Genomic DNA, 13,178 nt, shown 5'->3' on the forward strand with positions numbered 1-13,178 from the left:
TGGTCTCTCCAGGCTTGGGGCGGTTGAAATACCTCACCAGCCAATATCTGTGGTCACTAACCGAAATGATGTGACTCGCGTCACTTCGTCGGGCTTTCGCCACGATTGGTTCAGATCGATCGGATGGGTTCAGGGAAATTTTATGAAAATGCTACGGACCACAGCAAGGACAGACCGGCTGTCGCAAGTCCCGGGACGCACCGGCAGTGCGACGCGCGCGCCGCGGGGCGTTAGGTCAGCGACTACCGAACGGTCACTGCTGACAGCATGCTGGCAGCAGGCCCCGGTTATCAGCTTGCATCGGGATCAACCGGCGAGGAGCCAATCGTGCCAATCAAGGGAAGCTGCCATTGCGGCCAGACGCAATTCGAGGTGAGCGAGGCGCCGGCCGGCGTGACCCGTTGCACCTGTTCGCTGTGCGCCAAGCGCGGCGCGCTGTGGGCCTACTACACGCCGGCGCAATTTCGCCTGACGTCGCCGCCTGAAAACGTCGCGACCTATCGCTGGGGCAGCCGTACCGTCAAACATCATTTCTGCGCCAGTTGCGGCTGCGGCACCTATTCGGAATCGCCGGACTGGTCGACCGGCAAGCCGGACTTCGACAATCCGAAGGTCGGCATCAATGCGCGGCTGTTCGACGAATTCGATCTCGATGCGGTGCCGGTAACCGTCATCGACGGCAAGAACCTGTGGTGATGATGCGGTCATCTTCGCTGCAACGCGGTCATGGCCGGGTACCGGCTGACGGCTGCGGCGAAAGCTGTTATGATCGCCGCAAAATAACACCGGGAGGATTGCCATGGACGCCGTGACGCCGCAGCGCGCGACCGCAGACACCCATTCCCATCTGGTTCGCCCCGACGGCATGGAATGGCAGAAGACCCGCTTTCCCGGCTGCGAAGCCAAGACGCTGCTGTTCGATAAGAAGACCGGGCTGATGACCGCGCTGATGCGTTTTGCGCCGGGTGCGGTACTGCCCGACCACGAGCACGTCAACATCGAGCAGACCTATGTGCTCGAAGGCTCGCTGGTCGACAAGGAAGGGCCGGCCCAGGGTATCGAATGCAAGGCCGGCGAATTCATCTGGCGCGAGGAAGGCAGCCGCCATGTCGCCTGGTGTCCGCAGGGTGGGCTGATGCTCGCGATCTTCCAGGTCCCGAACAAGTTCTTCGAGGCCGACGGGCGGGTCATCGACGCCGCGGGCGAGGATTGGGACGCCGCCTGGGGTCACACCGGCAAGGGCTGATTTTTCGGATTTGCCCCCGATCATTGTTGCGGAATCTTTGCCGCGCCGATCACCTGTTTCCAGCGCGTGATCTCGGAGGCGATCATGGTCCGCATCTCCTCGCGCGAGGTGCCGCGGACTTCGTTGCCCATGGCTTCCAATTTGCCTTTGACTTCCGGCAACTCGAGCACGGCCCGCACTTCGCGGTTGAGCCTCTCGACCACAGGTGCAGGCACGCCTTTGCTGGTGGCAATGCCGAGCCATGACCGGACCTCGTAATCCCTGACGGTCGCGGCGACCGGCGGCACGGCGGGGATCGAGAACCAGGGTTTTGCGCTGGTGACGCCGAGGCCATGGATCGTGCCGGCCGCAAGCTGCGGGGCTGATATCGTCAGCGTGTCGATCATGATATCGATCTGGCCGCCCAGGAGGTCGTTGATCGGGCCGCCACCACCTTTGTAGGGCACATGGATCATCTTGATGCCGGCCATCGACGACAGCAGCTCACCGGCCAGATGCTGGGTCGATCCGACGCCGACCGAGCTGTAGGTCAGCGTATCCGGCTTGGCTTTTGCTTCCTTGATCACATCCGCCAGCGTCTGAAACCGCGAGCCCGTCTTGACCGCGACGACGAGCGGAAAGAACACCGTGGTCGAGATCATCTGAAAATCGTCGACCGGATCGAACGGCAGCGTCTTGTACATCGCCCCCGATACCGCATGGGCGCCGGTCAGCATGATCAAGGTATAGCCATCGGGTGCGGCCTTGGCGACGCGGTCGGACGCGATGTTGCCGCCGGCGCCGGGACGGCCCTCGACGATGACGGGCTTGCCGAGCCGCCGGGACAGGCCATCCGCCACGATCCGGGCGATCGTATCCGCGTTGCCGCCGGCGCCAAATCCATGCGTCAGCGTAATGGCGCGGGAAGGGTAGTCCTCGTCGGCGCGGGCGCCCACACTCGCAACGGCAGAAAACAGGGCTGCGACCGCAGCGATCGTTCTGAAGAATTTCACGCGCATTCCTCCCCCGACGTGTTTTGCAGTTTCATAGCAGACGTTGGTTCGCATGGCGAAACAAACCCGCTCATGCTGCGGCATTTTGCGCGTGCAGGAAGTTTCATGCCGTGCTTCATTTTGCGCGAGAGCGATTGAAGTCGCCGATAGATTTGCAGGGAGATCGACCATGCCAGGGGACAGGATCGACCGTCGTCGCGCGCTCGCTTTGCTTGGCGCAGCACCTTTGTTTCCCCGCCTCGCATGGGCGCAACAGAGTTGGCCGGCGCGCTCGGTGCGTTATGTGCTCGGCTTCGCCGCGGGCGGCGCCACCGACAGTCTGTCACGCGTGTTCTGCCAGAAGATGAGCGCGCTGACCGGCCAGCAATTCGTCGTCGAGAATCGTGTCGGCGCCGGCGGCGTGATCGCCAACGATGCCGTCGCCAAATCCACCCCGGACGGTTACACCGTCGGCATGGGCGGCATCGCCAACAACGTGATCGCGATCGGCACCTATGCGAAACTGCCTTACCGGCCGGCTGATGATTTCACCTTCATCAGCGGCCTGTGGCAGTTGCCGAACATCCTGGTGGCCGCCAAAGACTTTCCCGCATCGAACGCCAAGGATCTGCTCGCATTGCTCAAGCAAAATCCGGGCAAGTACAATTACGCCTCGGCCGGCATCGGCACCACGCTGCATCTCTCCGGCGAGATGATGAAGAGCATGGCCGGCGTCGATGTGCAGCATATTCCCTACAAGGGCGGCAATCCCGCGCTGATGGACCTGTTGGCCGGGCGGGTGAACATGCTGTTCGACAATCTGCCGGGCTCGCTGTCCGCTGTGCGCGAAGGCTCGGTCAAGCCGATCGCCGTGACCGGGCGGACGCGGAGCCCGGCTCTCCCTGATACGCCGGCGATGGCCGAACTGCTGCCGGGCTACGAGATGACGTCATGGGCCGCGTTGTGCGGTCCGGCCGGGGTGCCGGCGGACATGATCGCGCAGATCAACGGACAGACGCTGAAGGCGCTAGGCGATCCGGATCTGAAGCGACGCTTCGAAGAACTCGGCGCCACCGCATGGCCGACATCGCCCGCAGAACTGATCGCATTCCGCGCCAGCGAAGAAGCGCGTTTGCTGCCGCTCATCAAGGCGGCGGGCATTGTGCCGCAATAACTTCACTTCAACACGATCCACGCCGGCGCGTGATCGCTGGCGCCTTCTTCGCCGCGGACCTGGCGGTCGACGCCGGCCTTGAGCAGGCGCGGCGCGACGGCCGGGCTCAGCAAGAGATGATCGAGCCGCAATCCGGCATCGCGTGGCCAGCGGTTGCGCTTGTAGTCCCAGAACGTGAACATCGGCTTGGTCGGATGCAGGGCGCGGATCGCATCAGTCCAACCTTGGTCCACCAGCGTCTTGAACGCGGCGCGGCTCTTCGGCTGGATCAGCGCATCCTTGTCCCATGACTTCGTCGGATAGATATCCAACTCGGTCGGCGCGACATTGTAGTCGCCCGCCAGCACCACGGGGACATCCTGCTTCAACAGCTTGGCGGCGTGCGCGCGCAGCCGCTTGAACCAGTCGAGTTTGTAGTCGAATTTCGGCCCCGGCTGCGGGTTGCCGTTCGGTAGATAGATGCTGGTGAGGATCAGGCCGTTGACGGCGGCTTCGATATAGCGGGCCTCGTGATCGTCGCGGTCGCCGGGCAGGGCGGTGCGGGTCAACACCGGCTCGGCGTTGCGCGCCAGAATGGCGACGCCGTTCCAGGTCTTCTGGCCCTGCCACACCGCGCCGTAACCGGCTTTTTCGAACGCCGCGGCGGGAAAGTCGGCGTCGGTCGATTTCAGCTCCTGCAAGCTTACTGCGTCCGGCTTCGCCGTGCGCAGCCAGGCCAGCAGGTTCGGCAGGCGCCGGTTGACGTTGTTGATGTTGAAGGTAGCGATCTTCATGCGCGCATGTGACCGCAGATCTCGTTATCCCGCTAGGCCGTGAACCCATAAATCTGCCGGCGGAAGGCCCGCCCCGGTCCGCAGTGCCCCGATAGCGGACCAAGTTCTGCATCGCAGCGAAACGTCGCGGTGTGCCATAGGCGGACGTCAGCAGTGCCACATCTTGCGACCCTGCACGTGAGGTTTTTCCCGCATCGACTTCTGTATCTCAGCCGACCCGTGATCAAGAAAACGCGATTGCCGCTGCTGCTAACCGCCGCAATCTCAACCCTCCCATATGCGCCTCTCCAATCACGACATGGCTCGCCGGTACAGAAGTGGCCCTGCCTTGCCGTGAACCCATGCAATGTCTGCCTCATCGAGACAGATGGCAAAACCGCCAAACATTTGCGTGATCGGGAAATATCCAGACTCCAATCTCGATCTTCCTTTCAGAAGCGGACATGCCTCCGCTAGCGCGAGGCTCAATCAAGGAAGTGAACGATGAAGATCACATACCTTCTGGCGGCGCTATTGCTTGTGCCATCTTTCGCGACCCAAGCCACGACTCCTGTGCGAACCGACAAAAGCAGCAATCGAGCGCATGTCGGCACTCGACCGGCAGTTGGCAGTCGGTTGCAGGGATACAGGATCGAAGGCCGCGAGATCGTAGCTCCTCCCTGGAGCTTCGCCTGCATGAACGACCAAGGCCCACAACAATGTGACGAGCCCATGTGGGTCTATGGGAGCCCCGACTACCTCGCGCAATTTAAGAATGCATTCTGACATTGACCCGCGCGTGGAGCCACACGAGGACGAAAACATGAAACTCACGACAATAGCATTAGCCTCTGCCGTCGCGCTCTCGAGTACGTTCGCGCTTGCAAACACGGTTCGTCATAAGCCGAGCGTCAGGACCTACCACTTGCATAGGGATATACCGCTGGTCAGATCAGGTTCTTCGCACCCGAATTACGGCAAACCAAACGGTCCAACCAGCGTGTCCGCGGGCGGATTGATGTGGAACGGAAGGAGCGCCTCCGAGTGGGGCGGCTAGGGAGACGTCGGAATTGGCCAACCTGATTGAAGGTCGCCAAGTCGTCGTGAAGCGCGAATGTCTCCCTTGGGTCATTCGCTACCGAGTCGGATTGGCAGCAAGTCCGGCCATGTCCGCTATCGCGCCGAGAGCGGAAGTAAATGCAGGGCCCTAGCGGTCCTGCGGCCAGCCAGATCGATTCTCTATCGCGCGCGCAACCCGATCGAACGGCTGCTTATCAACATCAAGGTCGGAGTGTCGCGACCCGATAGGATAAACTCGCGGCAAAATATTTGATCTTAGGGCGCGTACTCAAAAATCTTCGTCGATGTCCGGCTCGCCCCGACACCAACCACCTTTGTGCAACCGCAGCAAATGTCGCGATGGGCCAGAAGCGGATATGCCATCCATCAAAACAGCGTCAGCGCCAAACGTCCGGTGTTTGTCAAATGATCGCAACGGTAGATGGCAAAGCCTTCGCGGCTGTCGAGCCACGCATAGTAGAACAGGCCGAGGACTCGTCTGTTGGCGACATAGGGCCGAAAATTAGCCCGCGTTTCGTTGACCAGAGCGATCTGATTGGTCTCATGAGGAGGACAGGACGTATCGTGATTGGGGATACCCCACTCAGTGATCCAGCAAGGCTTGCCACCTCGGCTATCTGACGGCCGGCACTCCGCGAGAACGTACTTCTGTAATCGATTGCGGCGTCCCGCGACGGCAGTCGGATTTCCCGGGTCATTCGTCCAAGGGTAGGTATGAACGCCGTAAACGTCGACGAGTTCATCGAGACCGTTCGCGCGCATGAAGTCCAGCGTTGCGACAGCACCGACAGCGTCCAGCCGCGCCGTTCGCGGTGCCTCCGGAGCTTCGTTGAACACCAGGCCTGCGCTGACGATCGGCGCATGTTGGTTCAGCTTCGACCGGGCGCGAACTTCCTTGATCACCTTGAGCAGCTTAAGATATTGCAGATAACCCTTGGCGACCTGTTGTGCCTCCGGATCACGCGAAAGGTTCTCGAGGGTGAACTCTCTAGATCGGGTCGGGTTCTCAGCCGGCAAGCTGAAATCTGCGTTGAACATGGCGGAATTGATTTCATTTCCCAATTCGAACCCCGCGAGCTTAACGCCGGCGGCCTCGAGTTTTTCGAGCAGCGGTTCGAAGTACTTGCGGAACTGATCCGGATCTGCAGCGGACAACGGAGGTCCGCCCCATACGCCGAAGGCATTGGGCCATGGTCGGCTGGGTGCACCCGGCCGGTATTGTAGTTGGACCAGCCATTCGATCTGGATCCCCTGCGCTTGGGCGCGCCGGGCAAAATCTATTCCCTTCTCATCGGGCGTAATGCCCGACCGGATAAAATGAACGTTGGCTGCGTGCAATTGCGCGAGGATTGCATTCTGCTGGTCGACGCTCAGTGAACCCACCGACGCGTTCACGCCGACAACCGCGTCGGTCGCCTGGGCCAATAACGGATGGAATCCGAGAAACGCATAAAGAACGGATGCGAAGGCAACAATTCCGCCGCTGAAGCTTTTCATTCGGCCGGCCCCATGTTCGCATTCTCCTTCGTAGTCGAGAAATAGATGCGGCGACATGAACCGGTTGTGAACGCTCTGGCTCAACCAAAAGCACGGAGTGGACCCGGATCAGGGAGCTTGCCATGAAGAACGGCGCGTGGGCCAACATCCCGCCGAAAAGCAACCGCAGCAATCCGATCTGCTTCAGCCCCTATCTCTACCGCGCTCGCAACCGGGTCGAGCGGTTCTTCAACAGGATCAAACAATGTCGTCGGATAGCGACGCGCTATGACAGGCTTGCTGCCAACTACCTTGCCTTCGTTCAACTCGCGTCAATCAGGCTATGGCTGCGCCTTAATGAGTCCGCATCCTAGCTAGTTCTTCGTAGCTACAATTTCGATCTCTACCAGCATCGCCGGGTGCACCAAATCGCAAATGACGAGCGTGGACGCTGGGCGTACCTCGCCCATCACTTCCAGGAAAACGGCGCGATACGCGGAAACGTAATTTCGATCGACAACATAACCGGTGACCTTAACCACGTCGGTCAACGTCATTCCGGCCTCATTGAGCAGGACCTCGATTTGCGTCCAGGCCTTCCGCGCCTGGATTTCGAAGTCTCCGGTCACGTCGCCCTGACCGGCGACGTAGAGTGTGGGACCGGGAACCTCAACCAAGACCGCTTGACTGAAGTGTGCGAAGCGCCTGACACCCTCCGGATCGAGCTTTCGTACCGCCACTGCACGCTCCTGTTTGCACACAAAAGGGCGCCCGCCGGCCATGTTTGGCTGATCGCATCCCCGCAGACTAACGAATTACCTAGGGTAGGCTCAGTAGACAAGTCGAGACATTCTTGAACCGCACTTGACATTTTTCATCGTCCCATTCGTTCGTCTGAGAGACCGGGGACATGCGCTATTCCAGATTGACCGTCGACGGGTCATGTTCTTACAGAATCAAGCCGCCGTTTTCGACCTCCCTGCACGTTGGTCCGGGAAAATTCGGAGTGCTACGTCGTCAAGGACACCAACGTGCGTAACCTTGGCGTGGCTTTATTGCCGCGACGACGCGCAGCGCTACAGTTTCGGCGTTGGCAAGCTTTCGTCGGATGAAGCGCGCCGGACTAGCCGTCACCATCAAGGCACGATGGATTTGCGAACAGGCGCATCAGCAGTTGAAAGAAAAACTCGGACTTGATCACTTCGAGGGACGATCCTGGCAAGGTCTTCATCGTCACGCATTGATGACCATGATCGCCTACGCCTTCCTGCAACATCGTCACCTCACACAAGTGGGGCGAAAAAAGAATCAACGGACCGCCGCCTCAGCCTAGCCTGCCGGCCGTACGCCACGCCATCGTCGATCTCATTCTTCGACCACTATCTCAGCAATGCCCACACTGCCGAAGACGAAGCCGTGAAAAACAGTGGCGTGGGTAAATCTGCCAAAGTAGTGCTAGTTCGATGGAGAGGCAGGATCTGCCGGAGCAGGCACCGCAGCGGCGGGCTCCTTCGCCGGTACCTCGCCGCCTTTGTAGATCCGCGCATAGCGCTTGCCGAGACTGGTCAGCACCTCGTAGCCGATGGTGCCGAAGTGATGGGCGAGTTCGTCGACCGTGATGCCTTCGCCGATCAGCGTCACCATATGACCGCGGCGCGCCGCGTTCTTCTCGATATCGGTGATATCGACCGCGATCAGGTCCATCGAAACCCGTCCCGCGATCGGGCAGCGCTTGCCGGCTACCACGACCTCGGCGCCGCGGGTGCCGTCATTGGCGCTGGCGGCGCGGAAATAGCCGTCGGCATAGCCGGCCGACACCAGCGCGATCCGGGTCGGCCGCCGCGCGGTCCAGGTGCCGCCATAGCCGACGGTTTCGCCGCGCTCGACATTGCGCACCTGGACGATACGGGCCTTCAGCTCGACGACCGGCTGCATCGGATTGTCGGACTCGGGTGTGGGGTTGATGCCATAGAGCGCCGCCCCCGGCCGCACCAGATCGAACTGGAACTGGGCGCCCAAGAACACGCCGGAAGAATTCGACAGCGATGCCGGCACGCCCGAGAACAGGCTGGCGATTTCGCGGAAGGTCGTGAGCTGCCTGGCATTGAGCGGATTGTTGAGCAGTTCGGCGGAGGCGAGGTGGCTCATCACGAGCGTGATGCCGTGGTCGCCGGCATTGATGCGGGGGATAATGCCCTGCGCCTCGGCAACCGTGAGGCCGAGCCGGTTCATACCGGTGTCGATGTGAATGGCAGCGCCGCCCGACCAGCCGGAGCGGCGGCAGAATACGTCCCATTCCGCGAGTTCGTTGAGGTCGCCGATGACGGGTTTGCAGTCGATCGCGGCGTAGCTGTCGCCGGTGTTCTGGAAGAAGCCGTCGAGCGTATAGATCGCGGCCGCCGGCACCGCTGATCGGACCACGCGCGCTTCGTCGAGGGTGGCTGTGAAAAATGTCTTGCAGCCGGCATTGGCAAGCGCGCGCGCGACCTGGTCGGCGCCGCAGCCATAGGCGTCGGCCTTCACCACGCCGGCACATTCGGCGGGAACCGCCGTCTTCTCGAGCTTGCGCCAGTTGGCGACGATGGCGTCGAGGTCGACCGTCAGCACACCGATCGCGCTGGCGAGCGCTGCGGCCTGGTTGGCCTCGGGCGAGAGCAGGGTGCTCGGCGGGATGGATTTGGGGTCAGAGGCGATGTTCATGCCGCATTTTACGCGGGCCCCTGCGGCGGTTCAACCGCGTAGCCGCCTCAATAGAGGTTGCGGTCCGGCAAATTGCCGTCATGCGCCAGGTCGCTGAATCGCGTGAACTGGCCCTCGAACTGGACTTCCACCGTGCCGGTGGGGCCGTGGCGCTGCTTGCCGATGATGATTTCGGCCTTGCCGTGCACCAGCGACATATCGAGCTGCCACTTTTCGTATTCGGGGGTCCCGATCCGGGGCTCCTTGTTGGCGAGGTAATATTCCTCGCGATACACGAAGATGACGACGTCGGCGTCCTGTTCGATCGAGCCGGATTCACGCAGGTCGGCCAGTTGCGGGCGCTTGTCGTCGCGGTTTTCGACCTGACGCGAGAGCTGCGACAGCGCGATGATCGGGACGTTCAGCTCCTTCGCCAGCGCCTTGAGGTTGGTGGTGATCTCGGTGACTTCCTGCACGCGGTTGTCGGAACGCTTGCCCGATCCCGACAGCAGCTGGATGTAGTCGATCACGATCATGTCGAGACCCTTCTGCCGCTTCAGCCGGCGCGCACGCGCGGTCAGCTGGGAGATCGACAGGCCGCCGGTTTCGTCGACATAGAGCGGCAGCGATTGCAGCTCGATCGAATAGTCGCGGATCTTCTCGAAGTCGGATTCGGTGATGCCGCCGCGGCGGATCATGCTGGAGGCGATGCTGGTCTGCTCGGCGAGAATACGCGTGGCGAGCTGTTCGGCCGACATTTCGCAGGAGAAGAACCCGACGATGCCGCCGTTGACCGATTTCATGGTGCCGTCGGGCTGCACCTCGGCGCGATGCGCCTTGGCGATGTTATAGGCGATATTGGTCGCCAGTGCGGTCTTGCCCATGCCGGGGCGGCCGGCGACTATGATCAAGTCGGATGCCTGCAGCCCGCCCATCTTGGTGTCGAGGTCGCGCAGGCCGGTGGCGATACCGGACAGGCTGCCGTCGCGCTGGAACGCCTTGGCCGCCATGTCGACGGCCACCGTGAGCGCCTGCGAAAAGCGCTGGAAGCCGCCGTCATACCGGCCGGATTCCGCCAGTTCATAAAGCTGGCGCTCGGCATCCTCGATCTGCGCACGCGGCGCAAAATCAACCGGTGCATCGAAGGCGACATTGACCATGTCCTCGCCGATCCGGATCAGGTCGCGGCGCAGCGCCATGTCGTAGATCGTCCGGCCGTAGTCCTGCGCGTTGATGATCGTGGTCGCCTCGGCCGCGACGCGGGCGAGGTACTGGCCGACCGTCATGCCGCCGATATCGGTATCGGCCGGCAGGAACGTCTTCAGCGTGACGGGGGTGGCGACCTTGCCCATCCGGATCAGGCTGCCGGCGGTTTCATAAATGGTCTGATGCAGCGGCTCGAAGAAATGCTTCGGCTCCAGGAAGTCCGAAACCCGGTAGAACGCGTCGTTATTGACCAGGATGGCGCCCAGCAGGCTCTGTTCCGCTTCGATATTGTGCGGTGCGCTCCGATAGGCCGGAGTTCCCGCGTCGGGAGCAAGCTTGAGGACGTTCGAATCAGTCATGGCCATAGTGTGTGATGTTCTTCGGATTTTTGGCTTTTGTCAGGATTCTCGTACGGGGCGGCGATAAGGCGCTCCCTCTGTGCAATCCGAAAGTCCGAGTAGGCCTTATGCCCGATTCACACAATGCGATTTGTGAATCGCGACCGCGCTTGCGCATTCCGCTTGACGGGGATTGGCCGGAACCAGCCGGCGTCGGGAGTCGCAGCCGAAGCGCATTCGATAAAATGCCATATAAAATCTTGGGGGCGCCTGAACCTAATCGCCACAAGGATGGACTTAATCCAAGGGCGCAGGTGTGTCCGGGCCGCGATCTTAAGCGTTGATCAAATCAGAATGAGATAGATCAAGGCGATCAGGGCAGCAGCTACGCCAGTTGCGATCAAGGCGTAGTCGGTCCTGAGGTCGGCTTTCGGATCGACCGATGGGTAGGTTTTCTCGGGCATGCCGGGAGGTCTACGCCAGACCGCCAGGGGGCTCTGTGAACTGGATCACATCAGTCCGTATTTCTTCGGGGCACGGTGGTGCACCAGGGAACCGGGCGGAAATCGGGAACGGACCGGCGGTTGTTGGGTTGGTAACGGCGACGGACTTGGACGGTCAGGAGACACCATGGGTCAGGCACTCCAAACGTGGCGGTCGGGAAGCGAACAGCGCGCATGGCTGTCGTTGCTGATCGATACCTTTGAGGAGGTGTCGCGCCCTGAACTGCGGACTGTTCCCTGCGACAGCCATGTGCTTGCCGCCCTGCGCGCGCAGCTTGCTTGTCCGGCAGGTGTCTACGGGCCGTACGGCTCGCCCTACGGCCTGCGGCACTGAAACATCCGCCTTTATCAACTCATTCGCCTGCCAATTGCAGCCGTGGTTGCTTGCGGCTCTCGATTCCGCGCAGCTTGGCTTCTTCACGCGCGATGTAGTCGCGGGTGATCGGCACAACGCCCTGGCGCTTGGTGAGCTGGATCTGGAAATTCATCAGATTTTGCTTGCGGAACGACATTTCCGAACCCGCCAGATAAAACTCCCACATGCGCGCAAAGCGCTCGTCGTATAGCCGCACGGCCTCTTCCCGCCGCGCCATGAAGCGTTCGCGCCAGGCCTTCAGCGTTTCCGCATAATGCAGCCTGAGGATCTCGATGTCGCATACCAGCAGGCCGGCGCGCTCGATCGCGGGAAGGACCTCGGAGACGGCGGGAATATAACCGCCCGGAAAAATATACTTGGTGATCCAGGGGCTGGTCACGTCGGGGCCGGTCGAGCGGCCGATCGAATGCAGCACCATCACGCCGTCGTCGCTGAGAAGCTCGGCGCATCGCCGAAAGAATTTTTCGTAGAAACCGACGCCGACATGCTCGAACATGCCCACTGACACGATCCGGTCGAATTGGCCAGGAATATCGCGGTAGTCGCTGAGGAGAAATCGAGCCGATCCAGTCAGGCGCTTCTCCTCGGCGCGGGCATTCGCAGCCTGCAACTGTTCGGTCGAGAGCGTGATGCCGGTAACGTCGGCGCCGGTCATTTCGGCGAGATAGAGGCCCAGGCCGCCCCAGCCGGAGCCGATATCGAGGACGCGGTTGCCGGGCCCCATCAGCAGCTTGGCGGCAAGGTGGCGCTTCTTGGCGAGTTGGGCATCGTCGAGCGTGGTATCCGGCGCATCAAAATAGGCGCAGCTATATTGCCGGTCGGCGTCGAGAAAGAGCGAATAGAGCCGCCCGTCCAGATCATAATGATGAGCGACATTGTCTCGCGCGCGGCCGCGCCAGTTGAATTGCCCGATATGCCGGCCGAAATAGCGCAGCCACCACTGTAGCCCGGCCCAGCGCGGCACCATGTCGGGCTGATCGAGCAGGATTTCGAGCGCATCCGCGATCGAGCCGTTCTCGACCACAAACGTGCCGTCCATATAGGCTTCGCCGAGCGCCAGTTCCGGATTGAGCAGGATCCGGCGCTGGGTCCGTTCGCTCAGGAACCTGGCCTCGACCGGCCGGCCGGTGCCGTCGCCGCAGGTAAAGCGGGCCCCGCTCGCGGCCGTGAACGTCATCGAGCCGCGGCGAATGAACTGACCCAGGAAATAACGCAACAAACGATCCATGGAAGCACCAATGGAACGACCTGTCATTACACCTGACGCACTGTGGAAAGTATGGTTCCAATGTACATCAACAAGATCATAATTGTGATTATTTTGGTGGGTTAGTGCATTGTCCTCAAAGCAGATATTCCCAATTCGCGCGATCACGC

Annotated in this window: 11 protein-coding genes and 2 pseudogenes; 6 read left to right on the plus strand and 7 right to left on the minus strand. The window is 61.2% G+C overall.

All coding sequences use genetic code 11. The features are described from left to right. Nucleotides 1-327: 327 nt before the first annotated feature. On the plus strand, nucleotides 328-696 hold the full coding sequence (locus tag BLS26_RS33135) for a GFA family protein (RefSeq protein ID WP_172804744.1): 369 nt from the start codon (nucleotides 328-330) through the stop codon (nucleotides 694-696). A 103-nt stretch (nucleotides 697-799) separates the two neighbouring features. Further along, entirely contained in the window at nucleotides 800-1,246 is a 447-nt protein-coding gene (locus tag BLS26_RS33140; protein ID WP_092516636.1) for a cupin domain-containing protein, read from the plus strand. 20 nt (nucleotides 1,247-1,266) lie between these two features. Here BLS26_RS33140 and BLS26_RS33145 read toward each other — a convergent pair whose 3' ends face one another. Continuing rightward, nucleotides 1,267-2,238 (minus strand): tripartite tricarboxylate transporter substrate binding protein, encoded by a 972-nt coding sequence (locus tag BLS26_RS33145; protein ID WP_157676652.1) that lies wholly within the window; start codon nucleotides 2,236-2,238, stop codon nucleotides 1,267-1,269. Between the two features lie 169 nt (nucleotides 2,239-2,407). On the opposite strand from BLS26_RS33145, the gene BLS26_RS33150 reads away from it, so the two are divergent. Then, a complete protein-coding gene (locus BLS26_RS33150; protein WP_157676653.1) occupies nucleotides 2,408-3,391 on the plus strand; it encodes a tripartite tricarboxylate transporter substrate binding protein in 984 nt (327 codons plus the stop codon). 2 nt (nucleotides 3,392-3,393) lie between these two features. Here the strand turns inward: BLS26_RS33150 and BLS26_RS33155 are convergent, their stop codons facing one another. Then, nucleotides 3,394-4,164: an exodeoxyribonuclease III gene (locus BLS26_RS33155; RefSeq protein WP_092516638.1), complete on the minus strand. Its 771-nt coding sequence runs from the start codon at nucleotides 4,162-4,164 to the stop codon at nucleotides 3,394-3,396. Nucleotides 4,165-5,589: 1,425 nt separating this feature from the next. Continuing rightward, nucleotides 5,590-6,720, minus strand: a complete 1,131-nt coding sequence (locus tag BLS26_RS33160; protein WP_092516639.1) for a hypothetical protein — start codon at nucleotides 6,718-6,720, stop codon at nucleotides 5,590-5,592. A 194-nt stretch (nucleotides 6,721-6,914) separates the two neighbouring features. On the opposite strand from BLS26_RS33160, the pseudogene BLS26_RS36420 reads away from it, so the two are divergent. After that, nucleotides 6,915-7,073 (plus strand): annotated as a pseudogene (locus BLS26_RS36420) (transposase); the annotation flags it as partial. On the opposite strand, the gene BLS26_RS33170 reads toward BLS26_RS36420, so the two are convergent. Then, entirely contained in the window at nucleotides 7,074-7,439 is a 366-nt protein-coding gene (locus BLS26_RS33170) for a RidA family protein (protein ID WP_157676654.1), read from the minus strand. A 383-nt stretch (nucleotides 7,440-7,822) separates the two neighbouring features. On the opposite strand from BLS26_RS33170, the pseudogene BLS26_RS33175 reads away from it, so the two are divergent. Beyond that, nucleotides 7,823-8,119: pseudogene (locus BLS26_RS33175) on the plus strand (transposase); the annotation flags it as partial. Nucleotides 8,120-8,154: 35 nt separating this feature from the next. Here BLS26_RS33175 and alr read toward each other — a convergent pair. Continuing rightward, nucleotides 8,155-9,399 (minus strand): alanine racemase, encoded by a 1,245-nt coding sequence (gene alr / locus BLS26_RS33180; protein ID WP_092516641.1) that lies wholly within the window; start codon nucleotides 9,397-9,399, stop codon nucleotides 8,155-8,157. Nucleotides 9,400-9,446: 47 nt separating this feature from the next. After that, a complete protein-coding gene (locus tag BLS26_RS33185) occupies nucleotides 9,447-10,949 on the minus strand; it encodes a replicative DNA helicase (protein WP_092516642.1) in 1,503 nt (500 codons plus the stop codon). Between the two features lie 603 nt (nucleotides 10,950-11,552). Here BLS26_RS33185 and BLS26_RS36130 point away from each other — a divergent pair. Further along, the gene (locus tag BLS26_RS36130; protein ID WP_157676655.1) at nucleotides 11,553-11,759 is read left to right on the plus strand and encodes a transcriptional regulator; all 207 of its coding nucleotides are present in this window, start codon (nucleotides 11,553-11,555) and stop codon (nucleotides 11,757-11,759) included. A 19-nt stretch (nucleotides 11,760-11,778) separates the two neighbouring features. On the opposite strand, the gene BLS26_RS33190 is transcribed toward BLS26_RS36130, so the two are convergent. After that, the gene (locus BLS26_RS33190; RefSeq protein WP_092516643.1) at nucleotides 11,779-13,029 is read right to left on the minus strand and encodes a cyclopropane-fatty-acyl-phospholipid synthase family protein; all 1,251 of its coding nucleotides are present in this window, start codon (nucleotides 13,027-13,029) and stop codon (nucleotides 11,779-11,781) included. Nucleotides 13,030-13,178: the final 149 nt, after the last annotated feature.

Source organism: Afipia sp. GAS231 (genome assembly GCF_900103365.1).
In the GTDB taxonomy this organism is placed as follows: domain Bacteria; phylum Pseudomonadota; class Alphaproteobacteria; order Rhizobiales; family Xanthobacteraceae; genus Bradyrhizobium.